Origin of the sequence: Sphingomonas sp. 3-13AW, assembly GCF_049311085.1 — a bacterium.
Taxonomy (GTDB): domain Bacteria; phylum Pseudomonadota; class Alphaproteobacteria; order Sphingomonadales; family Sphingomonadaceae; genus Sphingomonas.
The window spans coordinates 60,497-86,469 of sequence record NZ_JASNVZ010000003.1; the positions used below are offsets into that span (position 1 = coordinate 60,497).

General features: G+C 68.1%; 29 protein-coding genes. 14 read left to right on the forward strand and 15 right to left on the reverse strand.

The annotated features are described in order from the left end of the window. The 4 genes from QP045_RS05340 to QP045_RS05355 all read left to right on the forward strand — a co-directional run bounded on the left by QP045_RS05340 (window position 1) and on the right by QP045_RS05355 (window position 3,359). Window positions 1–384: a DUF983 domain-containing protein gene (locus tag QP045_RS05340; RefSeq protein ID WP_422513933.1), complete on the forward strand. Its 384-nt coding sequence runs from the start codon at window positions 1–3 to the stop codon at window positions 382–384. Then, window positions 381–989, forward strand: coding sequence for an SURF1 family protein (locus QP045_RS05345; RefSeq protein ID WP_422513934.1), 609 nt, complete (start codon window positions 381–383; stop codon window positions 987–989). The genes QP045_RS05340 and QP045_RS05345 overlap by 4 nt, the downstream gene beginning before the upstream one ends. A 100-nt stretch (window positions 990–1,089) precedes the next feature. Next, window positions 1,090–2,493, forward strand: coding sequence for a threonine synthase (gene thrC / locus QP045_RS05350; protein ID WP_422513935.1), 1,404 nt, complete (start codon window positions 1,090–1,092; stop codon window positions 2,491–2,493). Continuing rightward, window positions 2,490–3,359 (forward strand): class I SAM-dependent methyltransferase, encoded by an 870-nt coding sequence (locus QP045_RS05355; RefSeq protein WP_422513936.1) that lies wholly within the window; start codon window positions 2,490–2,492, stop codon window positions 3,357–3,359. The genes thrC and QP045_RS05355 overlap by 4 nt, the downstream gene beginning before the upstream one ends. A gap of 3 nt (window positions 3,360–3,362) precedes the next feature. On the opposite strand, the gene QP045_RS05360 is transcribed toward QP045_RS05355, so the two are convergent. The 3 genes from QP045_RS05360 to QP045_RS05370 are packed head-to-tail and all read right to left on the reverse strand — an operon-like array spanning window position 3,363 to window position 4,998. Further along, window positions 3,363–3,998, reverse strand: a complete 636-nt coding sequence (locus tag QP045_RS05360) for a heme exporter protein CcmB (RefSeq protein ID WP_422513937.1) — start codon at window positions 3,996–3,998, stop codon at window positions 3,363–3,365. Further along, the gene (gene ccmA, locus QP045_RS05365) at window positions 3,995–4,561 is read right to left on the reverse strand and encodes a heme ABC exporter ATP-binding protein CcmA (protein WP_422514133.1); all 567 of its coding nucleotides are present in this window, start codon (window positions 4,559–4,561) and stop codon (window positions 3,995–3,997) included. The genes QP045_RS05360 and ccmA overlap by 4 nt, the downstream gene beginning before the upstream one ends. Window positions 4,562–4,575: 14 nt before the next feature. After that, window positions 4,576–4,998: a metallopeptidase family protein gene (locus QP045_RS05370; protein WP_422513938.1), complete on the reverse strand. Its 423-nt coding sequence runs from the start codon at window positions 4,996–4,998 to the stop codon at window positions 4,576–4,578. Window positions 4,999–5,033: 35 nt separating this feature from the next. Here QP045_RS05370 and QP045_RS05375 point away from each other — a divergent pair, with 35 nt between their 5' ends. Continuing rightward, window positions 5,034–5,321 (forward strand): 4a-hydroxytetrahydrobiopterin dehydratase, encoded by a 288-nt coding sequence (locus QP045_RS05375; RefSeq protein ID WP_422513939.1) that lies wholly within the window; start codon window positions 5,034–5,036, stop codon window positions 5,319–5,321. A 156-nt stretch (window positions 5,322–5,477) separates the two neighbouring features. Beyond that, a complete protein-coding gene (locus QP045_RS05380) occupies window positions 5,478–5,918 on the forward strand; it encodes a DUF4126 domain-containing protein (protein WP_422513940.1) in 441 nt (146 codons plus the stop codon). A 51-nt stretch (window positions 5,919–5,969) separates the two neighbouring features. Here the strand turns inward: QP045_RS05380 and QP045_RS05385 are convergent, their stop codons facing one another. From QP045_RS05385 to ruvB, 3 genes are all read right to left on the reverse strand, one after another. Continuing rightward, entirely contained in the window at window positions 5,970–9,104 is a 3,135-nt protein-coding gene (locus QP045_RS05385) for a TRCF domain-containing protein (RefSeq protein WP_422513941.1), read from the reverse strand. A 113-nt stretch (window positions 9,105–9,217) separates the two neighbouring features. Next, window positions 9,218–9,805 (reverse strand): isochorismatase family cysteine hydrolase, encoded by a 588-nt coding sequence (locus QP045_RS05390; protein WP_422513942.1) that lies wholly within the window; start codon window positions 9,803–9,805, stop codon window positions 9,218–9,220. 72 nt (window positions 9,806–9,877) lie between these two features. Continuing rightward, the gene (ruvB, locus tag QP045_RS05395) at window positions 9,878–10,900 is read right to left on the reverse strand and encodes a Holliday junction branch migration DNA helicase RuvB (protein WP_422513943.1); all 1,023 of its coding nucleotides are present in this window, start codon (window positions 10,898–10,900) and stop codon (window positions 9,878–9,880) included. A gap of 122 nt (window positions 10,901–11,022) precedes the next feature. Here ruvB and QP045_RS05400 point away from each other — a divergent pair, with 122 nt between their 5' ends. Then, window positions 11,023–11,925, forward strand: a complete 903-nt coding sequence (locus tag QP045_RS05400) for a 2-hydroxyacid dehydrogenase (RefSeq protein ID WP_422513944.1) — start codon at window positions 11,023–11,025, stop codon at window positions 11,923–11,925. Window positions 11,926–11,931: 6 nt separating this feature from the next. On the opposite strand, the gene ruvA is transcribed toward QP045_RS05400, so the two are convergent. From ruvA to QP045_RS05425, 5 genes are all read right to left on the reverse strand, one after another. Further along, window positions 11,932–12,534: a Holliday junction branch migration protein RuvA gene (ruvA, locus tag QP045_RS05405; RefSeq protein ID WP_422513945.1), complete on the reverse strand. Its 603-nt coding sequence runs from the start codon at window positions 12,532–12,534 to the stop codon at window positions 11,932–11,934. After that, window positions 12,531–13,037, reverse strand: a complete 507-nt coding sequence (ruvC, locus tag QP045_RS05410; RefSeq protein ID WP_422514134.1) for a crossover junction endodeoxyribonuclease RuvC — start codon at window positions 13,035–13,037, stop codon at window positions 12,531–12,533. Before ruvC ends, ruvA begins: the two co-directional genes overlap by 4 nt. Then, window positions 13,034–13,777 (reverse strand): YebC/PmpR family DNA-binding transcriptional regulator, encoded by a 744-nt coding sequence (locus tag QP045_RS05415; protein WP_422513946.1) that lies wholly within the window; start codon window positions 13,775–13,777, stop codon window positions 13,034–13,036. The genes ruvC and QP045_RS05415 overlap by 4 nt, the downstream gene beginning before the upstream one ends. A gap of 144 nt (window positions 13,778–13,921) precedes the next feature. Further along, window positions 13,922–14,158, reverse strand: coding sequence for a DUF2312 domain-containing protein (locus tag QP045_RS05420; protein WP_422513947.1), 237 nt, complete (start codon window positions 14,156–14,158; stop codon window positions 13,922–13,924). Window positions 14,159–14,271: 113 nt separating this feature from the next. Further along, the gene (locus QP045_RS05425) at window positions 14,272–14,601 is read right to left on the reverse strand and encodes a DUF1244 domain-containing protein (RefSeq protein WP_422514135.1); all 330 of its coding nucleotides are present in this window, start codon (window positions 14,599–14,601) and stop codon (window positions 14,272–14,274) included. Window positions 14,602–14,671: 70 nt separating this feature from the next. Here QP045_RS05425 and pyk point away from each other — a divergent pair, with 70 nt between their 5' ends. After that, window positions 14,672–16,138: a pyruvate kinase gene (gene pyk / locus QP045_RS05430; protein ID WP_422513948.1), complete on the forward strand. Its 1,467-nt coding sequence runs from the start codon at window positions 14,672–14,674 to the stop codon at window positions 16,136–16,138. 49 nt (window positions 16,139–16,187) lie between these two features. Here pyk and QP045_RS05435 read toward each other — a convergent pair whose 3' ends face one another. Together QP045_RS05435 and ykgO are read right to left on the reverse strand one after the other, a co-directional pair. After that, a complete protein-coding gene (locus tag QP045_RS05435) occupies window positions 16,188–16,811 on the reverse strand; it encodes an HAD-IA family hydrolase (RefSeq protein WP_422513949.1) in 624 nt (207 codons plus the stop codon). A gap of 26 nt (window positions 16,812–16,837) precedes the next feature. Beyond that, window positions 16,838–16,963 (reverse strand): type B 50S ribosomal protein L36, encoded by a 126-nt coding sequence (gene ykgO, locus QP045_RS05440; RefSeq protein ID WP_055755695.1) that lies wholly within the window; start codon window positions 16,961–16,963, stop codon window positions 16,838–16,840. Window positions 16,964–17,121: 158 nt separating this feature from the next. Here ykgO and QP045_RS05445 point away from each other — a divergent pair, with 158 nt between their 5' ends. The 6 genes from QP045_RS05445 to QP045_RS05470 all read left to right on the forward strand — a co-directional run bounded on the left by QP045_RS05445 (window position 17,122) and on the right by QP045_RS05470 (window position 21,526). After that, window positions 17,122–17,739: a DUF4136 domain-containing protein gene (locus QP045_RS05445; protein WP_422513950.1), complete on the forward strand. Its 618-nt coding sequence runs from the start codon at window positions 17,122–17,124 to the stop codon at window positions 17,737–17,739. Next, window positions 17,736–18,857, forward strand: coding sequence for a M14 family metallopeptidase (locus QP045_RS05450; protein WP_422513951.1), 1,122 nt, complete (start codon window positions 17,736–17,738; stop codon window positions 18,855–18,857). The genes QP045_RS05445 and QP045_RS05450 overlap by 4 nt, the downstream gene beginning before the upstream one ends. Window positions 18,858–18,896: 39 nt before the next feature. After that, entirely contained in the window at window positions 18,897–19,583 is a 687-nt protein-coding gene (gene gpmA / locus QP045_RS05455) for a 2,3-diphosphoglycerate-dependent phosphoglycerate mutase (protein ID WP_422513952.1), read from the forward strand. Window positions 19,584–19,680: 97 nt separating this feature from the next. Further along, window positions 19,681–20,166 carry a 5-(carboxyamino)imidazole ribonucleotide mutase gene (purE, locus tag QP045_RS05460; RefSeq protein ID WP_422513953.1) on the forward strand — a complete coding sequence of 162 codons (486 nt, stop codon included), beginning with the start codon at window positions 19,681–19,683 and terminating at the stop codon, window positions 20,164–20,166. Further along, window positions 20,163–21,230 carry a 5-(carboxyamino)imidazole ribonucleotide synthase gene (locus QP045_RS05465; RefSeq protein ID WP_422513954.1) on the forward strand — a complete coding sequence of 356 codons (1,068 nt, stop codon included), beginning with the start codon at window positions 20,163–20,165 and terminating at the stop codon, window positions 21,228–21,230. Before purE ends, QP045_RS05465 begins: the two co-directional genes overlap by 4 nt. Window positions 21,231–21,397: 167 nt before the next feature. After that, entirely contained in the window at window positions 21,398–21,526 is a 129-nt protein-coding gene (locus QP045_RS05470) for a hypothetical protein (RefSeq protein WP_422513955.1), read from the forward strand. A 66-nt stretch (window positions 21,527–21,592) separates the two neighbouring features. Here QP045_RS05470 and QP045_RS05475 read toward each other — a convergent pair whose 3' ends face one another. Continuing rightward, window positions 21,593–23,647 (reverse strand): S9 family peptidase, encoded by a 2,055-nt coding sequence (locus tag QP045_RS05475; protein ID WP_422513956.1) that lies wholly within the window; start codon window positions 23,645–23,647, stop codon window positions 21,593–21,595. Between the two features lie 54 nt (window positions 23,648–23,701). Next, window positions 23,702–25,858, reverse strand: a complete 2,157-nt coding sequence (locus QP045_RS05480) for an AsmA family protein (protein WP_422513957.1) — start codon at window positions 25,856–25,858, stop codon at window positions 23,702–23,704. Window positions 25,859–25,973 lie beyond the last annotated feature (115 nt).

The window sequence follows — 25,973 nt, forward strand, 5'->3', positions numbered from 1 at the left end:
GTGAATGAGCCCGCCGGCGCGCCGCCGGAATCCCTGGCGGCCGCGATCGGCGGGCTCTGCCCGCGCTGCGGGGCGAAGACGCTGTTCGACGGCTTCATCGCCTTTGCCCCCCGCTGTACCAACTGCGGGCTCGACTTCCTCCAGTTCAACGTCGGCGACGGCCCGACGGTGTTCCTGACGATGGGCATCGGCACGCTGGTAACCGTGCTGGCGGTGGTGGTGGAACTGCTGTTCTCCCCACCGACCTGGCTGCACGTGCTGCTGTGGCTGCCCCTCACCCTTGGCGGGGTTGCCGTCTCCTTACGCTTTACCAAGGGGCTGTTGCTGGCGCTGGAGTTCCGCAACTCGGCGCGAGAGGCGCGCCTGACGCGCGACGAGCCATGAGGCGCGTGCCCGTTGTCGCGACCGCGGCAGTCCTGCTCGCAGTCGCCATCATGATCGCGCTCGGCGTCTGGCAGCTCCAGCGAAAGGGCGAGAAGGAGGCGATGATCGCCCGCTTCACCGCCAATGCCGGCAAGCCCCTGGCGCCCCTTTCCAGGCCGCCGGATGCCGGAATGATGTTCCGGCGCGTGTCTGCAGAATGTCCCGCAGTCATCGACTGGACGACCACCGCCGGCCGCAGCCCCGACGGCAAGACCGGTTGGCGCCATGTCGCCCGATGCCGCGCGGCCGACGGCGTCTTTCGAGCCGACATGGGCGTCGGCAGCGATCCCGCCGCCCGCCCTGGCTGGCGCGGCGGCACCGTCACCGGCCTGCTGACTGAAGCGCCCAGCGGCCGCCCCGCGATCGTCGCGGCCTTTGGCGAGAAAACGGTACCCGAGCGCATGATCGTGGCAGAGACGCCGGCACCCGGCCTCGCCCCCAGCCGCCAGCCCGATCCGGCCGACGTTCCCAACAATCACCTGGCGTATGCGGTGCAATGGTTCGCCTTCGCCGCGATCGCCCTCGTCATCTACGCGCTCGCGCTGCGCCGCCGCGCGCGGGGCTGAGGCTGCCGCCTTCCCGCGGCGTCGCGAGGCAGGAAAAGCTACTCCCGCGCAAAGCCGCAGTCTGCTTGTGCCCCCCCGACCGGGAAGCTAACGCGTGCCCATGCGCTATGTGAGCACCCGTGGGAATTCGCCCGCCCTCGATTTCGAGGGCGCGACACTGGCAGGGCTGGCCCCCGACGGCGGCCTCTACGTCCCCGAGGCGTGGCCGACGCTGTCGCGCGATCAGATCGCGGGCCTCGCCGGCCTTTCCTATGCCGAGACGGCGGTGCGCGTGATGCTCCCCTTCATCGGCGACAGCCTCAGCGAGGACGAACTGCGAGAGCTTTGCGAGCGTGCCTATGGCACCCGCTTCGCCCATGCCGCGGTGACGCCGCTCGTCCAGCTCGACCACCGCCAGTGGCTGCTGGAGCTGTTCCACGGGCCGACGCTGGCGTTCAAGGATGTGGCCCTCCAGCTGCTGGGCCTGTTGTTCGAGCGGTTCCTGACCGGTCGCTCGGAGCATGTGACGGTTGTGGGTGCCACCTCCGGCGACACGGGTTCGGCCGCGATCGACGCGCTCGCGGGCCGGACCGGCGTGGATATCTTCATGCTCCACCCGCACGGCCGCGTCTCCGACGTGCAGCGGCGGCAGATGACGACGGTGCTGGCCCCCAACGTCCACAACATCGCCATCGACGGCAGCTTCGACGATGCGCAGGCATTGGTGAAGGCGATGTTCAACGCCCCCGACTTCGCCGGTCGCTTCCATCTCTCGGCCGTGAACTCGATCAACTGGGCCCGGCTGATGGCGCAGGTGGTCTATTATTTCTACACCGCCGTTCGCCTGGGCGCCCCCGATCGCTCCGTCGCCTTCTCCGTCCCCACCGGGAACTTCGGGGACGTGTTCGCCGGCTATGTCGCGCAGCGCATGGGCCTGCCGGTGGCGAAGCTGGTGGTGGCCACCAACGTCAACGACATCCTCCACCGCGCACTTTCCTCGGGCGACTATTCGACCGGAACCGTCACGGCGACCGACACGCCGTCGATGGACATTCAGGTCAGCTCCAACTTCGAACGCCTCCTGCACGATCTCGGCGGCCGCGACGGCGCCGCGCTGGCGCTGCAGATGCAAGGCTTCGAGAGCAGCCGCGCGATGCAGCTGAGCAATGCGCACCGCGACGGCGCGGCCGCACTCTTCACCAGCGCCCGCATCGACGCCGACGGGATGATGCACGCCATGCGCTGGGCGTGCGACCGCGCTGGCGAACTGATCGACCCGCACACCGCGATCGGCTTGGCCGCGGCCCGCGAGCTGGAAATCGCGGCCGACATCCCCGTCGTCACCCTCGCCACCGCGCATCCGGCGAAATTCCCCGACGCCGTCGAGAGGGCGACCGGCCAGCGTCCGGCCCTGCCGGCGCGCGTTGGCGACCTGTTCGAGCGGGAGGAACGCTGCGACCGGCTGCCGGCGACGTTCGAGGCGGTGACCAGCTATATCGCCGAGCGCGCGGTGCCGCGGGCATGAAGCTGATCAGCCTGATCGGCGAACCCTGGGCCGACTATGGCCTGGTCGATTCGGGGCATGGCCGCAAGCTGGAGCGCTACGGCCCCTATCGCTTCATTCGCCCGGAGCCGCAGGCCCTGTGGGCGCCAGCGTCGCCCGACTGGGACGCGCATGGCGAGTTCATCCCGGGCTCGGACGAGGAGGGCGGCGGCCGCTGGCATTTCGACAAGCCCGTGCCGCGCGAAGGCTGGCCGCTCGCCTGGGAACAGGTCCGCTTCACCGCGCAGAACACGCCGTTCCGCCACCTCGGCTTCTTCCCGGACATGGCGCCGGTGTGGAGCTGGATGCGCGGGCAGCTCGGCGACGCCGACGCGCCCGAGTGCCTCAACCTGTTCGGCTACACCGGCGTCGGTACGCTGGCGCTGGCGTCGGCCGGCGCCCGCATGGTGCATGTCGACGCCTCCAAGAAATCGGTCGAGGCCGCACGCGGCAATGCCGCGCTCTCGGACATGACCGACCTGCCGGTGCGCTGGCTGGTCGAGGATGCCAGCAAGTTCGTGTCGCGCGAGGTGCGTCGTGGACGCCGCTATGACGGCATCCTGCTCGATCCGCCGAAATGGGGCCGCGGCCCCAATGGCGAGGTGTGGAAGCTGGAGGACCACCTCCCGGGCCTGGTCGCGGACTGCCGCCAGCTGCTCGACGAGAACTCCCGCTTCCTGTTCCTGACCGTCTACGCCGTCCGCATGTCGGCCCTCGCGATCGGGGAACTGCTGCGCCAGACCATGGCTGACCTGGGCGGCACCGTGGAATGCGGCGAACTCGGCGTGCGGGAGGAAGCCCGCGGTCTCACCCTCCCGACCGCGATCTTCGCCCGGTGGAGCCGCTAGCGCTTATTCTCTAGCGAAGCGCAGCGCTGCGCCGGCCACGAACGGCGCGCCGGCCAGCAGCAACAGGCTGGTGGCTGCGACAAGCTTCAGGCCGGAGGTACCCCCCTCCAGCGCGCCCGCGCCAAAGACCAGCAGCGGCAGCGCGAACGGGAGCATCACCATGCCCGCTACCGCACCCGCGCCGCGCAGGCCGGCGACGAGCGCGGCGGTCGCAACCGCCAGGGCGGCGAGACCCGGCGTGCCGAGCAGCAGTCCGAGCTCCAGCCGCAGCAGCACGTCGGCCGGCATCTCGAGCAATGCGGCACTCAGCGCCGCCGCGAGCATCACGGCCGGACCAAAGCCGATCCAATGGCCCAGGATCTTCGCCAGCGCGACCCCCGAACCGGACAGTCCGCGCACTGCGAACTGGTCCAGCACGCCGGACTCGAGATCCGGCAGCACCAGCCGCTCGACCGGCAGCAACGCCGCCAGCAATGCGGTCGCCCACACGACGCCCCCGCCGATTCGGGCAAGCAGCCTGGCGTCCGGCCCGATCGCGAAGGGGAACAGCGTCGCGACCAGCAGGAAGAAGGCCAAGGTCAGCATCAGCCCGCCGCCGCTCCAGGCACGGCGCAGCTCGCGAAACACGATCGCGATCATGCGGCCGGCTCCAGCGGCAGGACGCGCGCGCCCGGCAGTGCCACCGGGACATGGCTTGCCACGAGGACGATACCGCCGGCGGCGCGATGGCGCGCGACCAGGGCCTCCAGCAGCGCGGTCGATGCGGCGTCGAGACCGTTGACGGGCTCGTCGAGCAGCCAGATGTCGGCCCCTCCCGCGACCACGCGCGCCAGGGCCGCGCGCCGACGCTGGCCGGTCGACAGCATTCGCACCGGGACTTCGGCAAGCGTACCGAGCCCGACGGCATCGAGCGCCTCCGGAACCCGCGCCCGCCCGCCGTCCAGGCCCGCCCAGAATCCGACCGCAGACGCCAGCGGTTGCTCCGTGTCGAGCGCGGCCGCCTCGGCGAGCAGCGCTCGTGTGCCCTCCACCTCCAGCGTTCCCGCAGCAGGGGCGAGCAGGCCGGCGGCAATACGGATCAGGCTGGACTTGCCCACGCCATTGGGGCCCGTCACCAGCGCGGCTTCGCCTGGTTTCAGCGTCAGGCTGAACCCCTCGAACAACAGCCGTCCGCCGCGCACGCAGGCGATGCGATCGAGCATGAGCCGGGGCGTGCTCACGCGCCCGCGGCTTCCTCCAGCGCGTGCATGTCCTCGTCGCTCAGGCCGAAATGATGGCCGACCTCGTGCACGACGACATGCGTCACCAGCGCCTCGAGCGCGACCCCGGTCTCGATCCATTCGTCCAGCAGCGGGCGCCGGTAGAGATGGATGCGATCGGGCATGCTGACGCCGGTCCAGGCGGATTTCTCGCCGATCGGGAGGCCGTGGTACAATCCGGTAAGGGCGAACGGATCCTCGATCCCCATCGCGTCGAGCGTCTCGTCGTCCGCGAACTCTTCCACCAGAAGCACAACATCGCTCAGGTGCTCAGCAAAGGGTTCGGGAATGCGGGCGAGCGCGGCGCGGGCCAGCACCTCGATGCGGGCGGCGTCGGGGGCGAACTGCAAAGGCGCTTGCTCGGACATGGCTTCGTCCATAGGCCGGGGCGACAAGGCGGCACAAGGAGGGTGCGATGGAGCTGTTGAACGAGGCGGAGCGCGCCGATGCGCTCGACGGACTGCCCGACTGGGACCATGACGACGCGCGCGACGCGATCAGCCGCAGCTTCACGTTTGACAATTTCAGCCAGGCGTTCGCGTTCATGACGCAGGTGGCGCTGCTCGCGGAAAAGGCGGACCACCATCCCGAATGGTCGAACGTCTGGAACCGCGTCGACATCCTTTTGACCACCCACGATGTCGGCGGACTCTCCGAGCGCGACATCGACATGGCCCAGGCGATCGACGCGCTGGTCGAGTAACGGAGCCTCGGGCGTCGGCGCGGCCGACGAACCGACCCTGGAAGACGGGAGCGATGGCGGAGAAAACCTGCGACATCGGCTGAGGCGCGGTCTGAGGTGGCGGATACCCCGCCTGCCTCAGCCGTTCAGCCACCGACCTTGTTTTCAGGAGAACCCATGCTTCGTTCCATTCTGATCGGCCTCGTGGCCGGACAGCGCGCGATGACGCCGCTCGCGCTGATCGCGGGTGCTGCGCGACGCGGCCGACTGCCCGAGGATGCGCCGGCGCGCGCACTGTTTGCCAACCCGCTCGTCGCCTCAGGCGCGGTCGCGCTGGCCGCCGCCGAGATGGCGGGCGACAAGATGAAGACCGCCCCCGATCGCATCGTCCTGCCGGGCCTGATCGCCCGCACCACGACCGCGGCCTTTGCTGGCGCGGCCCTTGCGCCGGCCAGCCAGCGCAAGGCCGCAGCCGTTCTGGCCGCCGCTACCGCAATTGCCGCTTCCTATGTGGGCTTCTCGCTGCGGATGCGGGCGCTCCGGCGGTACGGCCAGACCAAGAGCGGCGTTGTCGAGGATGCCATCGTGCTCGGCAGCGGCCTCGTCATCACCCGCTAAGCTCTCCGCACCCCCGCGCTCGGGATTAAAGCCGGGCGCGGGGACCGCTCCTCAGCCGTCCCCCACCTCGGCCAGCAGCGCTTGCACCCGTGCGGCGCGCTCGGCGGGGTCCTCGATGCGCTCGGCGAGGACGAAGCGCTCGTTCTTGGCTTCCAGTCCTTTGGCCTTCAGCTTCGCCTTGCCATGGGGGGTGAGCGCGATCCCTCCGGGCCCGGCATCGACCCGCGCGACCCTGGCGCTGCGCGCCAATTGGCGGATCCGCGCCACCGTCACCAACCGCTGCGCCGCTTCGGGCAGCTCCCCGAATCGGTCCTCCAGCTCCTCCTCGAACGCGTCGAGCGCCGCCTCATCGCCGAGCCGTGCCAGCCGCGCATAGAGCGTCAACCGTACCTCCGCCTCGGGAATCCAGGTTTCCGGCAGCCGCCCTTCGATGCCGAGGTTGAGTTCCGGCGTCCACACGTCAACCGCCTCTCCACGCGCCGCGCGCAGGGCGAGCCCCAGCAGGTTCTGATACAGGTCGACGCCGATCAGCTTCATGTGCCCGGCCTGGGCTTCGCCCATCAGGTCCCCGGCGCCGCGCATGTCGAGATCGCGCGCCGAGATGGCAAAGCCAGCCCCCAGTCGGTCGAATGCCTGCAGCGTCCGCAGCCGCTTCAAGGTCGACTCGGCGATCTCCGCCTCCGGCTTGGTCAGCAGCAGCACCTGGCCGCGCCGGCCGCCGCGCCCGACCCGCCCGCGCAACTGGTGCAGCTGGCTGAGGCCAAAGCGGTCGGCATGGTGGACGATCATCGTGTTGGCGCGCGGCACGTCGAGCCCCGCCTCGATGATGTTGGTGGCCAGCAGCACGTCGCCCGAACCATTGGCGAAGGCGACCATGGCCTCGTCGATATCGGCGGCCGGCATCTTGCCATGCGCGGTCACGAGCCGCAGCTCCGGCACCAGTTTCGCCAATTGCGCCTCAAGCGGCGCCATGTCCTCGATCCGCGGGACGACCACGAAGCTCTGCCCGCCGCGCCCCTTCTCGCGCAGCAACGCCGTGCGGACCGTGACCGGGTCGAAGCTGCCGATCGCAGTGCGGATCGGCTGGCGGCGTGCCGGCGGCGTGGCGAGGATCGACAGCTGCTGCAATCCGACCAGCGCGGTCTGAAGCGTGCGCGGGATCGGCGTCGCCGAAAGCGCCATGACATGGCCCGCACCCAGATCGCGGAGCTTGCCCTTGTCCGCCGCGCCGAACCGCTGTTCCTCGTCGATGACCACCAGCGCAAGGTCGTGGTACGCAACTCCCGCGCCCGCAACTGCGCCGGTGCCGATCACCACCTGGATCGATCCGTCGGCAAGGCCCGCCCTGACTTGCTTCTTCTCCGCCTCGGTCGACAGGCGCGAGAGGCCGGCAACCACGACGCCGGTGCCGTCGAAGCGGCGTGAGAACGTCTCCAGATGCTGGCGCACGAGCACCGTGGTCGGCGCAGCGATGGCCACCTGGCGTCCGGCGAGCGCGACCATTGCCGCGGCCCGCAGCGCGACCTCCGTCTTGCCATAGCCGACATCGCCGATCACGAGCCGGTCCATCGGCTTCCCCGAGGCGAGGTCGTCCCGGACCGCGGCGATCGCACGGGCCTGATCCGGGGTCTCGGTGAAGGGGAAGCCCGCGGCGAAGCGCTCATAGGCGCCAGCATCGGGTTCGATCGGATCGGTGGAGCGCGCATCACGCTCCGCGGCAAGTGCAGCCAGCCCTTTCGCGCTCTCCGCAACCGCAGCGTCGATCGCCCCGCGCCGCTTTTCCCAGCTCGAGCCGTCCAGGGAATCAAGCGTCACCGAATCGGCGTCGGCGCCATAGCGCCAGATGCGGTCGGACTCGGCGACGGGCACAAGACGCCGGCCATCGCGCGCATAGCCGAGCATGATCGCATCGCCCTCGTCGCCCGGCAGCGTCTCAAGCCCCAGGACTTCGCCGATGCCGAAATCCTCGTGCACCACGACGTCGCCGATGCGCAGCTCGCCCGCGCCCGCGAACAGCGGATCGATCGCGGCGACGGCACTATCCTCTGCCAGCGCACGACCGCCGAGCAGGTCGGAAGCGGCAACCACCGCCAGCCCGTCGACGCTGAACCCGCGTTCGATAGCCGCCACCAGCATCCCGACCGACCCCGGCGAAAGCGCGCGCGCGGCCGCCCAGCTGGCCACCTCTTGCGGCTCCGTCTTCAACAGCTTGCGCACGCGCGAACCCAGGAAGCGAAGGTCTCGGCGGGAGCCCGCAAGCAGCAGCGCTCCTTCTTCCAGCGCCGAACGTCCGAAGCGGGCAAAGCCGCGCGAGGGCTGGCGCAGTTCGACAAAGCGGGGCGGAGCCTCCGCAGCGTCCGGCAGGGAAAGGGCGGTGGCGCTGTCGGCGTCCTTCTTCCACTCGTCAGCGGACAGCGTACCCGCGTTCGTGCGGCGACGCTTGGCGCCATCCTCGGCCAGAGCGAGAAAGCGCGCACGGCGCTTGTCGGCGCCGGGATCCATCGCCAGCGCAACGTCGGGAAGATGGGCGAAGAGCGATACGCCGATCACGCCCTCGCCGATGCCAGGCTCCATCGCGCGGCCGATCTCGATCCGTTCAAGTGCATCTTCCGAACGCTGGGTCGCGGGATCATAATCGCGGATCGCGGCGATCTGCCCCTCGACGACTTCGATTCGTACCGGTCGCGGTGCATCGGCGGGAAAAATGTCGATGACGCCGCCGCGCACCGCGACCTCTCCGGGCTCGTCGACACGGTCGTCGACGAGATAGCCGATCGACTCCGCCTCGGCCCGGAAGGCGTCGGGATCGAGCGCGTCGCCGACGGCGAGACCCGGGGGTGCGGGATCGAAGCTGTCCGGAGGCGGAAGCAGCGGCACCGTCGCTTCCGCCGTGGTGACACAGGCGAGCCGCGGACGATCTGCGTCATTCTTCAACAGCCGAAGGCGGCGCAGCGCCGCAACGCGCCGACCGACATTGGCGGCGGACGGCGGGGCGTCGTCCCCGGGAATCGCATCGCTGGAAGGCAGATGTACGACGGCTTGATCGGGCGCGAATGCGGCAAGCGCCGCGGCGATCCGCTCGGCACGCTGCTCATCCGCTGCGATGAACAGCAGATCCTGGGTTGCAAGCGCTTCCGCCAGGACAGCGGCGAGGGCGCCATAGGGGAGCGGCATTGGGGTCGTCATGACGCCACGCGCCCGTGGCACGCGGACTGGAAAAGCTGCATCGGGGAACTCCAGCGCGCCGGACGGCGCGTGCCGGTGAAAACGAGGATGGCGCGGCCGCGTTCCGTCGCGCCCTAGCCGCCCTTCGCGATCCATTCCTCGAGCGAGCGTTCGCCGGCCGGATCCGTGTCCGCATCCATGCTGTTGCGCATGATCTCCAGCGCCCATTGCGTGCGCTGCCGATCGCTGCTGGCGACCGAATCTTCCGGCACCCAGAGATCATATTCGCGCATATGGGCATCCGCGGCGGTGAACAGCACGCAGATATCGGCCGCGACCCCGGTCAGCACGAGCCGGCTCACCCCCAGCCGGGGCAGCAGCACCGGCAAGTTGGTCGAGTAGAAGCCCGAGAATTGCGGCTTGATGATGAAATAATCGTTGTCGCGCGGCTTGATCCGGCGGGTGATCTCGCGGCCCGGTGCGTCGCTTTCGGTGACCTTCTCGATCAGGCGCGAGCGTTCCGAATGCCACTCGTCGTCATTGTCGTTGATGTAGATGACCGGCACGCCGGCGGCATCCGCCGCATCGCGCAGTTTCAGGATCGGGCCGACCGCCGCCTCCGCGGCCTTTAGCAGGGGCGCTGCATCCTCGAAATCGAGCGCGTTGATCATGTCGATGATCAACAATGCCGTGCGCCCGGGTGCCTCCACCGCCTCTGCCATGCCTCTCTCCCCATCCCCGGCTCGCGGGCCGGGTGGGTTCAGCGCGTGAAGCCGGCGGCGGTTCCGCGCCGCTCAGTCGAACAGGCCGTCCTGGCTATTGGCAGGCGGCTCCACCCCAAGGTGCTTCCACCCCGCCGAGTTCAGGCACCGCCCGCGCGCGGTGCGCGCGACCATCCCGACCTGGATCAGATAGGGTTCGATCACTTCCTCGATGGTGTCGCGCGGCTCCGACAGGCCGGCCGCAAGCGTTTCCACGCCCACGGGACCCCCGCGATAGACGTCGGCGATCATGGTCAGGTAGCGCCGGTCCATGGCATCCAGGCCCTGGCTGTCGACCTCCAGCCGGTTGAGCGCGGCATCGGCGGTGCGCGCATCCACGGTCTCTGCACCAGCGACATTGGCGAAGTCGCGCACCCGCCGCAGCAGCCGCCCGGCGATGCGCGGTGTGCCACGCGCGCGCCGCGCGATTTCGCGTGCGCCGTCGGGCGCGACATGCAGGTCGAGCAACCCGGCCGCGCGCGTCACCACCCGCTGAAGCTCTTCGACGGTGTAGAATTGCAACCGCACGGGAATGCCGAAGCGATCCCGCAGCGGCGTCGTGAGCAGGCCCTGCCGGGTAGTCGCGCCGACCAGCGTAAAGCGGGGCAGGTCGATCCGGACGGAACGCGCCGACGGGCCTTCGCCGATCATCAGGTCGAGCGCACGGTCCTCCATCGCGGGATAGAGCACCTCCTCCACCGCCGGATTGAGCCGGTGAATCTCGTCGATGAACAGCACGTCGCCGTCCTCGAGATTGGTGAGCAGCGCCGCGAGGTCGCCGGACTTGGCGATCACCGGCCCGGACGTGGCGCGGAAGCCCACGCCCATCTCGCGCGCCACGATCTGGGCGAGCGTGGTCTTGCCGAGGCCCGGCGGTCCGAAGAACAACACATGATCGAGCGCGTCGCCGCGCGAGCGCGCTGCATCGATGAACACGCGCAGGTTCTCGCGTGCCGCTTTCTGGCCGACGAACTCGTCAAGCGAGCGCGGGCGCAGCGCCGCATCGACGTCCTCGCCACGCCGCGCCGGCGTCAGGATGCGGTCGGCGTCGCTCATTGTCCTGCCCCTGCGGTCGAGCGCGGGAAAGCGGCCGTCGGATCGAAGATGTCCATGGTTCGTTCCGTACCGATGCACCCCGCCCCCTGTCGAGGACCATCGCGCAACGCTAGGGCAGAGCGATGACCGATCGCCCGCCCCTGTTCGTTATGACCGCCTTGTCGCCCGCGACGATCGAGCAGCTTGAGCAGCGCTTCACCGTCTATCGCGGCGATGGCCCGGAGGACACGCGCGCCATCGTCGCCGGCGGTGCGAGCGTGATCGACGCGGCGATGATGGCGGCGCTGCCGCGGCTTGAGATCATCGCGGTGAACGGCGTCGGGTTCGACGGCATCGACCTGGATGCGGCGCGCGCGCGCGGGATCCGTGTCACCACGACGCCCGATGTGCTGACGGAGGATGTCGCCGACCTCGCGATTGCGCTGATGCTGGCGGTGCAGCGGCGGGTCGCCTTCAACGACCGCCGCGTGCGCGACGGCGACTGGATGGTGCCCGCCGGACGGCAGGCCAGCGGCCGCCGCATCGGCATTTTCGGCCTCGGTCGCATCGGCCAGGCGATCGCGCGTCGTGCCGAGCCTTTCGCGAAGGAGCTGCTCTACACCGCGCGCCATTCCAAGCCCGATCTACCGTGGCGTTTCGTGCCCAAGATCGGCGAACTGGCAGCGGCCAGCGACGTGCTGATCCTGTCGGCCCCGGGCGGTGAGGAAACGCACCACATCGTCGATGCCGACGTGCTCGCGGCGCTGGGGCCGGATGGCGTGCTGATCAACGTCGCGCGCGGCGGCCTGGTCGATGAGGCCGCGCTGATCGAGGCCCTGGCCACAGGAACCATCGCCGGGGCCGGGCTCGACGTGTTCGAGAACGAGCCCGATGTCCCCCGGGCGCTTCGCCACATGGACCATGTCGTGCTCTCCCCCCACCAGGGCAGCGCGACCGAGGCAGGACGCGCAGCGATGGCCGCGCTGGTGCTCGCCAACCTCGACGCGCATTTCGCCGGAAAGCCGCTGCCGACGCCGCTGGTCTAGCCGCCGCTAGCGTGCGGCCTTGCGCAGGGCGAGCCGGACGAGCGCGTCGAGGCTGGCCGCTTCGCCGACCTCCTCCGCCGCGGCCTCGACCGCGCGGGACGCCTCGGCGGGCTTGAACCCCAGGTTCAGCAATGCGGAGACGGCGTCCGCGCTCGCGCCACCGGCCGGGATCGTGGCACCCGCGACGCCGGCGATGCCCGGTGCGATGCCGCCGACCTTGTCCTTCAGTTCCATGGCGATGCGTTGGGCAAGCTTGGGCCCGACGCCATTGGCCCGGCCGATGCTCGCCTTGTCGCCCTTGGCGATGGCGGTGCGCAATTCCTCCGGCGCCAGCACCGACAGGATCGCCAGCGCGACCCGCGCGCCGACTCCCTGGACGCCGGTCAGCAGCCGGAACCAGTCGCGCTCATCCGCCGTCGCAAAGCCGACCAGGCGGATGAAATCCTCGGCCACCAGCATCTCGGTGTGGATGGTGACGTGCTCGCCGGTTGCGCCCAGCGCCTGGAGCGTGCGCGACGAAGCGCCGACGAGATAGCCGACCCCGCCGACGTCGATGACCGCATGGTCGACGCCGGTCGATTCGAGCCGGCCCTTCAGATGTGCGATCATGCCCCAACTCCCGTCCGTCGTGCCCGCGCATGCGCGCTGGCGAGATGATGCGCATGGGTGATCGCCACCGCCAGCGCATCGGCCGCATCGGGTCCGGAGAGCTTCACGCCGGGCAGCAGATGCCCGACCATCGCCTGGATCTGCCGCTTGTCGGCGCCGCCGGTGCCGACCACCGCCTTTTTCACGACGCTCGGGTGATATTCCCCGATCGCCAGCCCCGCGGTCGCCGCCGCCAGCAGCACGACGCCGCGTGCCTGCCCGAGCTTGAGGGTCGATTGCGCGTTGCTGTTGCCCAGCACCTCTTCCGCCGCCGCGCTTTCCGGACGCTCGGTGCGGATCACCTCGCCCAGCGCGCCGAACAGGTGCGAGAGGCGGCGGGGCAGCTGCATTGATGGATCGGTGCGGATCTGCCCGTTGGCGACGTGACTCAGCCGGTTACCGTCCGCCCGGATCAGGCCCCAGCCGGTCGTGCCAAGGCCGGGGTCGAGACCGAGGATGATCAGCCGAGCTTCTCCATCACCGCGTCCGAGACTTCGTAATTGCCCCACACGGTCTGCACGTCGTCGTCGTCGTCGAGCGCGTCGATCAGCTTGAACAGCGTCGCGGCGTCGTCCTCGCTCACCTCGACCATGGTCTGCGGCTTCCACGCGAGCTTCGCGCCCTCGGCCTCGCCGAGCACCGGCTCCAGCGCCTTGGCGACTTCGTGCAGGTCGGCCTGTGCCGTCCAGATCTCGTGGCCTTCCTCGGACGAGGTGACGTCCTCGGCGCCCGCTTCCAGCGCGGCTTCGAACACCTTTTCGGCATCGCCGACGCTGGCGGGATAGGTGATCAGGCCGACCCGGTCGAAGCCGTGGCTGACCGATCCGCTCGCACCCAGGTTGCCGCCGTTCTTCGACACTGCGGTGCGCACGTTGGTGACGGTGCGGTTGCGGTTGTCGGTCAGCGTTTCGATGATGAGGGATACGCCGCCGGGGCCAAAGCCCTCGTAGCGGATCTCCTCGTAATTCTCCATGTCGCCCTTGGACGCCTTGTCGATCGCGCGCTGGATATTGTCCTTGGGCATCGACTGCGCCTTGGCGGCGTTCACCGCCGCGCGCAGGCGCGGGTTCATGTCCGGGTCGGGCAGACCCATCTTGGCCGCGACCGTGATTTCACGGCTGAGCTTGGAGAACATGCCCGAGCGCTTCTTATCCTGCGCGCCCTTGCGGTGCATGATGTTCTTGAACTTGGAATGGCCTGCCATGTGCTCTCTCGAAACCAGGGGCAGCCCGGCTTCCAGGGAAGCGGGCCATCAATGCATGCACGGGTAGAAGAAACACCTGCCCCTAGACAAGCAGTGCCTGTCCGCCGCGCGGGGGCGGGAAACGGCGCCCGAAGGCGCCGTCCGTCAGATGCCCAGCGCCTGCTTGTACGTCTCGAGCAGCATGTCCGCCTCGTCGCGGTGATGCTTCTCCATCCGGCGCAGGCGGATGATGGTGCGCATGGTCTTGATGTCGAAGCCGGTCGACTTCGCCTCGGCATAGACGTCCTTGATATCGTCGGAGATGCCCTTCTTCTCCTCTTCGAGCCGCTCGATGCGCTCGATCAGAAGGCGCAGCTGCTCGGCCGAGATATTGTCGCTCATGATGTTCCCGTGATTGGACGTGTTGTGAAGGCGCGCGTCTAGGCGATCCCCCGCCGCCGCTCAACCGGTGCTTGGGGCCGGTGCGGCAGAGAGCGGCGACCGCGGCCGGACCGCTATTGCGCCTCGATCTGCTCGGCGGTCGGGTTGCGGGCCAGGCTCTCCTGCATCCGCGCGAGCTGTGCCTCGGTGGCAGGCGGCTGGTGCTTCGCTTTCCACTCGGCATAAGGCATGCCGTAGATCGCCTCGCGCGCCTCCTCCCTCGAGATCGGCGCACCGAGTTCTTCGCTCGCTTCCTCCACCCACTCGGACAGGCAATTGCGGCAGAAGCCCGCAAGGCCCATCAGGTCGATGTTCTGTGCGTCGGAGCGGTGGCGAAGATGTCGCACAAGCCGGCGGAACGCGGCTGCTGCGACCTTGTCATCGATCTGATTAATGTCGCTCATAACCATGCTCCAAGGTTGATCCGAATCGAAGAACAGGTAGAGCCGGACGCTTAAGAACCAAGGATCGAGGATGACAAAGGCTTTTACGCCCCGCTCGCGCAAGGTCCGGGTGCTCGCTACGTTGGGCCCGGCCAGCAACTCGCCGGAAATGATTGCCAAGCTGTTCGAAGCGGGCGCGGACGCGTTCCGGATCAACATGAGCCATGGCGATCAGGAATCGAAGCTTCCGGTGATCGCGGCCATCCGCGCGATGGAAAAGGAATATAATCGGCCGACCACGATCCTCGCCGATCTTCAGGGGCCCAAGCTGCGAGTCGGCCGCTTCGCCGAAGGCCGGGTCATGCTGGAAACCGGCAGCCAGTTCATCCTCGACCGCTCCAATGACCCCGGGGACGCGACTCGGGTAGAGCTCCCGCACCGCGAGATTTTTGCCGCGATCACCCCGGAAGCCCGGCTGCTGCTCGATGACGGCAAGCTGGTGCTGCGGGTGGTGGAGCATGACGAGACGCGCATCGTCACCCGTGTCGAAGTCGGCGGCATGCTGTCCAACAACAAGGGGCTGAACGTTCCGGACGTGGTGCTGCCGATGGCGGCGCTCACGCCAAAGGACATCAGCGACCTCCACTTCGCGGTAGACGCCGGCGTCGACTGGATCGCGCTGTCCTTCGTGCAGCGGCCCGAGGATCTCGCGGACGCGCGCCGGCTTATCCAGGGCCGCGCGGCGCTGCTCGCAAAGATCGAGAAACCTTCGGCAGTGGTGCGGCTCGAAGAGATCGTGGAGCAATGCGACGGCGTCATGGTGGCGCGCGGCGACCTGGGCGTCGAACTGCCGCCGCAGAGCGTGCCGCCGCTCCAGAAGCGGATCGTCGAGACCGCCCGTCGCCTTGGCCGCCCGGTGGTGGTCGCGACCCAGATGCTCGAATCGATGATCGATTCACCGTCGCCGACCCGCGCCGAGGTCTCGGACGTCGCGACTGCGGTGTATGACGGCGCCGACGCCATCATGCTCTCGGCGGAAAGTGCCGCCGGCAAGTGGCCGGTCGAATCGGTCGCGATGATGGATGCGATCGCCAATTCGGTGGAGCGCGATCCCGGCCATGGCGACCGCGTCCATTTCACGATCACCCATCCGGACCCGACGACCGCCGACGCGCTTGCCGAGGCTGCCAAGAACATCGCCCGCACGGTCGATGCGAAGGCGATCCTGTGCTTCACCGCGTCGGGCTCGACGGCCCGCCGCATCGCGCGCGAACGCCCGGGCGTGCCGATCATGGTGCTGACGCCGAAGCTGGAAACGGCACGGCGGCTGGGCCTGTTGTGGGGTGTCCACGCGATCCACACGCGCGACATCGGCTCGTTCGAGGAAATGGTCGCCAAGGCCAAGCGCATGATGCTGCGCCACGAGATGGCCGGCCCGTCCGACCGGGTAGTGGTGTGCGCCGGCGTGCCGTTCGGGACGCCGGGCTCCACCAACGTGCTGCACGTGGTGCGAATCCTGGGCGACGAGCTCAAGAACTACGAGAAGAACAAGAACTGAGTCTGGACCGGTGCTCCCCGACGCGGAGAGCACCGGGACCGCTCGCGCTTCAGGCGCTTTCCAGCAGGCCCAGCCGTGTCAGTTCGGCGCGAAATGCGTCAGCGTCCGTGAAGAGCACGGCGTGGAAGCCAGCCGCCTCCGCCGCCGCGACATTGGCGGCGTTATCGTCGACGAACACGGCTTCGCCCTCGCCCAGCCCGAATCGGCGCAGCGCCAGCGCGTAGATCGCCGGATCCGGCTTCACCAGCTTCTCGTCGCCGGAGACGACCACATCCCGGAATCGGTCGAACAGTTCCGGCGCCGTCGCGCGGAACGGCGGCCAGAACTCACCAGAGAAGTTGGTGATCGCGTAGAGCGGAACGCCCGCCGAATCGAGCGCACGCACGATCTCGGCCATCCCCGGCACGGGGCCGCCGATGCTCTCGTTGAACCGCGGTCCCCAGGCGGCAATCAGCGATTCATGCTCGGGATAGCGCGCGATCAGCTCGGCCGAAGTCTCCGCAAAGGGGCGCCCGGCATCGTGCTGGAAATGCCATTCCTGCGTCACGACATCGCGCAGAAACGCCGCGAGCGCCTGATCGTCGTCGATCAGGCGCTCGTAGAGGAACCGTGGGTCCCAGTGGTAGAGGACGTTGCCGACGTCAAAGACGACGGCCTTGATCGGGCTCGGCACAGCGGCGCCGTTCCGAACCGACAAGATCAGCCCTGGCGTGCCTTGAAACGGCGATTCGTCTTGTTGATGACGTAGATACGGCCGCGACGGCGGATCACGCGGTTGTCCCGGTGGCGATCCTTGAGCGACTTCAGGGAGTTGACGATCTTCATGACCGGGTTCGCTTCTCGAAATTTGGGCTGACAAAAAGAGGCGCCCGCCTAGAAGCTGGCGGCTCCCAAGTCAAGGATGGCGGCAGTGGAGCGGATGCGGCAAGCCGCGCGTTGAACACGGCACGACGGCTTAGAAGCCGCACAGGAGGCAAGGCAGCATGAACAAACTTGTACTGGCGCTTACCGCAGGATTGGCAAGCCTGACAGCCGGTTGCGCGACGACTCAGCGCGGGGCGCCAGTGGATGTTACCCGATTCCACCTCGGCTCGGCGGTCGAGCCGGGTAGCTTCACCATCGAACCGCTCCGCACGAACGCCACGATCAGCCCCGAGTATCAGACCTATGCCGACGCCGTTTCGCGCGAGCTGACCCGGCTGGGCTTCACGCCGACCCGCACCACGGTCGATGGCGCTTCCCGCTATATCGTCTCGGTCGCCTTCCAGCGTGCCGCGCGCGGCTATGTAAACAAGCCGGCACCCTTTTCCGTGGGCCTGGGCGCGGGCGGCGGCAGCTTTGGCCGTCGCTCCGGCGTCGGCCTGGGCGGCGGTGTCCAGTTGCCGGTCGGCGGCGGCCGACGGGAGGCGGTGATCGGATCCGAACTTTCCGCACAGATTCGCCGCCGTTCCGACAGCACGGTGGTTTGGGAAGGGCGCGCGGTTACCGAATCGCTCTCCGGCCAATCCTCGAGCCAGCCGATTTCCGTAGCCGACAAGCTGGCCACCGCGCTGTTCCGGGACTTCCCCGGAGAGTCCGGGATCACTACCACGGTCCGATGAGCATCACCGTCAACGCCGCCTTCGACAGCGGCAACATCCGCCTCGCCGGGGTAGAAGGCGACACGCTGAACCTGGAGATCGTGCGCGATCACCAGTCGGACTTCTACCAGTGGTTCCACTTCCGGGTGGCCGGCGCCAAGGGCCGCCGGCTGACTTTCCGAATCACCAATGCGGGCGGTTCCGCCTATGCATTCGGGTGGCCGGGCTATCGGACCCGGATGAGCACCGATCGCCAGGCGTGGCGGCAGGTTGCCGATACCCGCTATGCGGACAACGTGCTGCAGTGGACGGTCGAGATCGACAGCGACCTCGTCTGGATCGCCTATTTCGCGCCCTACACGCTGGAGCAGCATGACGCGCTGGTGGCGCGGATTGCGGCGAAGCCAGGCGTTTCCGTGCGCGAACTGGGCCAGTCGCTCGACGGCCGCGCGATCGATTGCCTGACGATCGGCACCGGCCCCAAGCAGCTGTGGTTCTATGCGCGCCAGCATCCCGGCGAATCGATGACCGAATGGTTCATGGAAGGCGCGCTGGAAAAGCTGGTCGATCCCGATGACGCGACCGCGCGCGCACTTCGTGAAAAGGCGACGCTGCACCTGGTGCCCAACATGAACCCGGACGGCTCGTTCCGGGGGCACCTGCGCACCAACGCCGCGGGGGTGAACCTCAACCGCGAATGGGACACGCCGACGCCCGAGCGCAGCCCCGAAGTGCTGTGCGTGCGCAATGCGATGGACGCGACCGGCGTGGTGTTCGCGATGGACGTCCACGGCGACGAGGCGATCCCGGCCAATTTCCTCGCCGGTTTCGAGGGCATCCCGGCGTGGACCGACGCCCACGGCGAGAAATTCTATGAATACAGCCGGCGGCTGGCAGCAGCGACGCCCGACTTCCAGCTCAAGCTCGGCTATGTGAAGTCGGCGCCCGGCCAAGCAAACCTGTCGATGTCGACCAACCAGCTCGCCCAGCGATACGGCGCGGTTTCGATGACGCTCGAAATGCCGTTCAAGGACCATGACGCCAATCCCGATCCGGAATTCGGCTGGTCGCCAGAGCGCTCGAAGAAGCTCGCGCATTCCTGCCTCGACACGCTTGCCGGGATGATCGACGCGCTCTGATCCGTCCTTCCTGCCCGTTTCATCATTCAAGGAGCCCAGATGCCCAGCCTCGTCCTCATTCGTCACGGCCAGTCCGCATGGAACCTGGAGAACCGCTTCACCGGCTGGTGGGACGTAAACCTGACCGAGCAGGGCATCGCGGAGGCGATTGCGGCCGGCGAGCTGATGGCGGCGAAGGGCCTGGATTTCGACCAGTGCTTCACCAGCCTCCAGACCCGCGCCATCAAGACGCTCAATCTGGCGCTGGAATCCATGGGTCGGCTGTGGCTGCCGGTGGAGAAGGACTGGCGCCTGAACGAGCGCCACTATGGCGGGCTCACCGGCCTCGACAAGGCAGAGACGGCAGCCAAGCATGGCGAGGAGCAGGTGAAGATCTGGCGCCGCAGCTTCGACATCCCGCCCCCCGTGGCCGAAGCCGGCGGCCCCTACGACCTCAGCAACGATCGTCGCTACGCCGGCATCCCGGTTCCCGCGACCGAGAGCCTGAAGGACACGATCGCGCGCGTGCTGCCCTATTGGGAGGCGCGGATCGTGCCCGAGCTGAAGGCAGGAAAGCGCGTGCTGATCTCCGCGCACGGCAACTCGCTGCGCGCGCTGGTGAAGCACCTGTCGGGCATCTCCGACCAGGATATCGCCAGCCTGGAGATCCCGACCGGCCAGCCGCTCGTCTACGAACTCGACGACGCGCTCAACGCCACCGACCGCTATTACCTGCGCGACCGGTAACGGCGTTTTCCACCGTCACGCGTCGGGCAGGGCTTCCGCCCTTGCCCGGCGCCGTGGCGCTCTCTAGGAAACCCGCTTCCACGCAATCGGGACAGCGATGGCAGACCAACCTCTCGTCGGCATCATCATGGGCAGCACCTCCGACTGGGAGACGATGCGCCACGCAGCAGATGTGCTCGACGCCCTGGGCGTCCCGCACGAGACCAAGGTCGTGTCGGCACACCGCACGCCCCGGCGGCTGGTCGACTATGCCGAGAGCGCCGCGGCGCGCGGATTGAAGGTCGTGATCGCAGGCGCCGGCGGCGCCGCCCACCTGCCCGGCATGGCCGCATCGATGACGCGCCTGCCGGTGCTTGGCGTGCCGGTTGAGTCCAAGGCGCTGAGTGGCATGGATAGCCTGTTGTCGATCGTCCAGATGCCGGCCGGCATCCCGGTCGGCACGCTGGCGATCGGCCGCGCGGGCGCCGTCAATGCCGGCCTGATGGCAGCGGCGATCCTGGCGATCTCGGACGAGGCGCTTGCCGCCCGCCTGGACACCTGGCGCGCGGCCCAGACCGACAGCGTGGCGATCGACCCGCAATGACGCTCGCGCCCGGCGCCACCATCGGCATCATCGGTTCGGGCCAGCTTGGCCGGATGATCGGCATGGCCGCGGCCCAGCTGGGCTATCGCATCCATGTCTATGCGCCCGACAGCGGCCCGGCCAACGACGTGGCGGCAACCCATAGCCGCGGCGCCTATGACGACGCCGCCGCGCTGGCGCGGTTCGCGGCACAAGTGGATGTCGTCACCTACGAGTTCGAGAATATCGCGGCAGAGCCGATCGCGGTGCTCGAAACCCAGGTGCCGGTGCATCCCTCTTCGCAGTCACTGCGCGTCGCCCAGGACCGGGTGGCGGAAAAGCGGTTCGTGGAATCGCTCGGCGGGCGCCCCGCGCGTTGGGTGCCGGTCGACACCCGCGCCGAGCTGGACGCTGCGATCGCGACCATCGGCTGTCCCGCGGTGCTCAAGACGACGCGCTTCGGCTATGACGGCAAGGGCCAGGCCCGGCTCGCTTCCCCCGCGGATGCCGATGCGGCCTGGGATGCGATCGGCAGCGGTCCTGCGATCCTGGAGGCATTCGTCCCCTTCACGCACGAATTCTCGATCATCCTGGCACGCGGACCGGACGGCAGCATCCTGAGCTATCCGCCAGCGTGCAACGTCCACAAGGACGGGATTCTCGACACCTCGACGGTGCCCGCCCCCGCCGAGGTCGCGGCCCAGTGGACGGAGGCCGCCGCGCTGGCCGGCCGCGTTGCCGAGGCGCTCGGCCATGTCGGCGTGCTGACGCTTGAGTTCTTCTGCGGCCCCGAAGGCCCGGTGTTCAACGAGATGGCGCCGCGCGTCCATAACTCGGGCCACTGGACGATCGAGGGGGCGGAAACCTCCCAGTTCGAGAATCACGTCCGGGCGATCTGCGGTCTGCCGCTCGGGCCGGTGCGCGTGACCGGGCGCGAGGCGGTCATGACCAACCTGATCGGCGACGACGTCGACGCGTGGCCGGCGCTGATGGCGGAGCCGGGCGCGCACCTGCACCTGTATGGCAAGCGGGAAGTCAGGGCCGGCCGCAAGATGGGTCATGTCACGCGGGTCGTCCGCGACTGAACTGCAGCCTGACGACGTCAGGGCTCTCCAACTTTCCAGTAACAGATGGACGGTCGCAGATGCGCCGCGCGCAACTGCGGGCAAGTTCATTGCATTTGCTGCAAGTGCGAAGGCGGGGCACATGGAAGGGGCATGCTGCATCGCAGCACAACCCGAAGGAGGCTTCCATGTTCAGCCTGATCGCGCTGTATTTCTCCTACCGCAACCAGACCGTCGGCGCGCACATCGCCCCGATCGCGAAGGTTTCTGCCGCCAACGACGGCACCCGCACGGTCGAACTGGCAAAGGCTGCCTGATCGCCCGACGCGCTGCCCCGGCAGCGCACCCGAGCGGCGGAGCCGAGGCTCCGCCCTCGTGGAGGCTTAGCCCTCCACCCCCAGCTGCCACAGCACGAACGCCATCTCTTCGGCAGCTTCCTTCAGGCTCTCCCACCGACCCGACTTGCCGCCGTGCCCTGCGCCCATGTTGGTCTTGAGCAGGAGCACATTGTCGTCGGTCTTGGTGAAGCGCAGCTTGGCCGCCCACTTCGCCGGCTCCCAATAGGTCACCCGCGGGTCGTTGAGCCCGCCCGAGATGAAGATCGGCGGATAAGCCTGGGGCGTGACATTGTCATAGGGGCTGTACGAGCGGATCAGCTCGAACGCCGCCTTGTCCTCGATCGGATTGCCCCACTCCGGCCATTCGCCCGGCGTCAGCGGCAGGGTCTCGTCGAGCATCGTGTTGAGCACGTCGACGAACGGCACGCTCGCGACCACCGCGCCCCATAGTTCCGGATCGGAGTTCACCACCGCGCCCATCAGCTCGCCGCCGGCCGATCCGCCGGCGATCGCGATGCCGCCCTCGTGCGTGAAGCCGTGGTCGATCAGCCCGCGCGCCACGTCGACGAAGTCGTTGAACGTGTTCAGGCGCTTGTCGAGCTTGCCGTCCAGATACCATTGCTGGCCCAGGTCATCGCCGCCGCGAATGTGCGCGATCGCGAACGCAACGCCGCGATCGAGGAACGACATGCGGCTAGTCGAGAAGCCCGGCGGCACCGCATAGCCATAGGCGCCATAGGCGTAGAGATAGAGCTTGCCGGTGCCGTCGCGCGGGAAGCCGTTGGGGTAGACCACCGACACCGGCACTTCCGTCCCGTCGCGCGCGACGATCTTCAGCCGCTCCGTGGCGTATTTTGACGGATCATAGCCGCTGGGGATCGCCTGCACCTTGAGGACGCGCTGCTCCGCGGTGGCCACGTCATATTCAATCACGGTGCCGGGCGTGACCATCGATTCATAGCCGAGGCGCAGCCTGTCGACCGCATATTCGGGGTTGTCGCCCAGGCCGACGACATAGCTCGCCTCCGGAAAGGCGATCGGCTTGGGCTCGCCGCCTTGGTAGCCATGCAGGAAGATCTGATCGAGCCCGTCTTCGCGTCCCTCCACGACGAAGAAGTCGGCGAAGGTGGTGACCCCGGTCATGTAGAAATGGTCGCTCGGCGCCAGCCGCTCGGTCCATTCGGACGGCCGCTCCAGCGGCGCGGTTACCAGCCGGAAATTGGGATGCGTGTCGTTGGTGTGGATGAAGAGCGTGCCGTCATGCTCCTCCACGTCATACTCGACATGGGGCTTACGCTCACGCACCAGGATGGGCTCGGCGAGTGGATCGTCGGCCGGAATCAGCCGTACTTCGCTGGTGACGTGGTCGCCGGCGGCGATCACCAGGAAGCGGCGGGATTGCGTCTCGGCAACCGACACGCGCCAGCCCTCATCGGCCTCGTGATACAGCTCGACATCCTGCTCGATCGGCGTGCCGATGCGGTGCAGGCGGGCATTGTCGGTCCGCCACTGGTCGTTGGCGAGGCCGTAGAGAAACGCGGAGGAGTCCGCGACCCACACCAGTTCGGAAAGGGTACCGGGGATCACATCATCCAGCAGCGCGCCGGTGGTGAGATCCTTGACCCGCGCCTCGAACCGCTCCGAACCATTGTCGTCGATCGCGTAGGCGAGGTACCGACCGTCGGGGCTGACCGACAGCGCGCCGAGCCGGAAATATTCCTTGCCCGCGGCAAGGGCGGGTTCGTCCAGGATCAGTTCGTCCGGGCCGCCGGCCACGGGCTTGCGCCACCAACGGCGATATTCGCCGCCGGTCTCGTAATCGGTCCAGTAGAGCCAGTCGCCGTCCTTCTGCGGAACGGTGGCATCATCTTCCTTGATGCGCCCGCGCATCTCCTCGAACAGCCGGTCGACGAGCGGCCGGTGCGGCGCCATCACCGCGTCGAAATAGGCGTTCTCCGCCTCGAGATAGCCGAGCACGTCGGGGTCCGTGACCTCGGGATATCCGGCATCGCGTAGCCAGGCCCAGGGGTCTTCTACGGTGATGCCGTGACGTTCGAACTGATGGGGACGTTGCTCTGCGATCGGGGGCACATGGTTCATGATGCTCATGTGGGACGGGATGCGCGCGAAGTCGAGGGGACCGGCCTGCCGGCCTCAGAAGATCCCCAGGAACTTCTTGCGCTGCTTCTTCTTCTCCTCGCCCGAGCCCTTGCCATCCTCGTCCTTGGCGGTGGTGCCCTGCCCCACGTCGTCGCGCGGCTTGCCCTTGGTCGTGCGCTGCGCCTGGGCAGTGGCACCCGCGAGCACCGGCCCGCACGCGGCCGATTTCGCGTCGCCCACGTCGACGAAGGCGAGCAGGCCCGCCACCGGAGTCGCTACGACCGCCAGGCCCAGCCCGGCACCCGCGCGCCCGAGCAGTTCCGGGCTGAGGACGCTGATGCCCGGCTTTGCGAAATAGCCGTTGATGCCCACCGGGGACTGGCCCGCGAACAGCGAGAACTTCTTGGAATCGGCGCGGAAGGCGAGGTCGATCGCCTCGGTCTTGAAGCTGAACCCGCCGCGGCCGAGCATCACGTTCTTGCTGGTGTCGATCAGGATGGGATCGGCCGCCGCGACGCCGTTGCGCACGGTGAAGCCGATCAGCCCACAGTTGATCTCTACCGGCTTCTTCAGCTTGTCCTCGAACATCTTCTGCACGAACGTTCCGACGTCGAGCTCAGAGAGCTGGATGTTGCGGGTCCAGAAGGTGCCCTTGGGCAGGATGAAGGCGATGCGTCCGTTGGAATTGGCCAGCGAAGTCCGCACGCTGTCGCCGCTGCCCGTCATCTTCACACGGGCGGAAACGGTGCCGCTGGTGCCGGCCTCTGCCACGCCGAAGCCGGCGAGCAGCTTGCCCATCGGCGTCGGCGTCAGGCGGATATCATAGTTGGTGAAGACCGGCGTGCGCCGCGCATTGATGCGGATGTCCGACAGCACGGTGCCGCGCGCCATCGTGAAGTTGAGCGGGGAAAGCGTGAGCAGCCGGTTGTCGAGCGTCAGGCCGAGCTTGATGTTGGAGATCGGCACGTTCTTCGAACGGACCTGCCGAACCTTCCAGTCGACCTTCGCGTCGAAGTTCTTGAGCGCAGCGATGTTGAGTGGCGTGTCCGGCAGCAGCCGGGGGGTGCCGCCGACCTGGGTGATCGTACCGGACTTGCCTTCGGCATTCAGCCGGTCCGGATTATAGCCGATGAAGGGCGCCACATCGAGCATGTCGAGCGTGCGGGTGGCGAGGTCGGCGGTCAGGAACACGCGCGGCTCGCGCTGGAACACGCTGAAGCCGCCACTGAGGTCGCTGTCGCCGAACGTGCCGCGCAACCCGGTGAAACGCCATTCCTCTCCGCGCTTGGTAAAGGCCGAGGCTAGGTGATAGCGCCTGGTGTCGGGCACGGTGAGGCCGAACACCTCGAACAAATGCGCAAGGTTGCGACCACGCAGGTCGACCTTCAGGTCGGAACCCTCAAGCTCGGTCGGCTCCCGCAGCGTGCCGGTGATCGTGCCGACCGCGTCGACAGCCCGGATCGTCACGGCAAGCTGGTTGCGTCCGCCCGCCAGCACCGCGTTGGGCGAGAGCAGCGCACCGGTGAGCGTAAACGGCGTACCGCGTGCGCGCCCGTCGCCTTCGAAGCGCACGGCGCTGGCAACCTTGCTGTCGCGCGCCTCCACCGTGTGGAAGCGCACGTTCGCGAGCACCCGCATCGACGGATCGGTGTAGCGAAGACCGGAGTTGCTGACGGCCGCCTGGCGAATCACGGGCATGTCGAACGGCTCGCCCTTCGCGTTCGGGTCGCCGAAGGTCCAGGTGTTGCGCCGGTGATCGGCATCCCACGCAAGGTCGACCTTCGCCCCGTCGAGCCCCAGCCAATTCATCCGCCGCTTGCCGAACAGGAAGGTCAGGGTCGCGATCTGGCTGTCGAACTTCCTGGCTTCCAGGAAATTGCCGCCGCCGGCCCAGGCCGGGTTCGATACCGTCAGCCCCTCTGCCAGGAACTTTACGTTGATCGGATTGAAGTAGAACTGGAAATCGCCCCCGACCCGCACCTGCCGTTCGGTGGAGTTGGAGGCGATCTTCTCGAACGTGCCCTTGAGGAAGCGGCCCTTGGTGATGAACAGGATCGCCCACACCAGGAACAGCGCGATCACGATCCCGAGCAGCACCCGCAGCAGGATGGTGAGCCAGCGCGGCCGATCCGGTCGCTGCGACGCCGCCGCCGCTTCGGTCGAAGGAGGCGGCGAATGATCCGCGACAGGGGGCAGTTCGCGATCAGCCATGGGGACCAAACCCGTTACCGGTGTAACGAGTTCCCGCAGGGGCCCCTGCGGTTGCGCACGGCGCGGCTTTGGGTTAAGCGCGCCGTCTTTCCACGACTCTTCGAGCCTGTCTCGA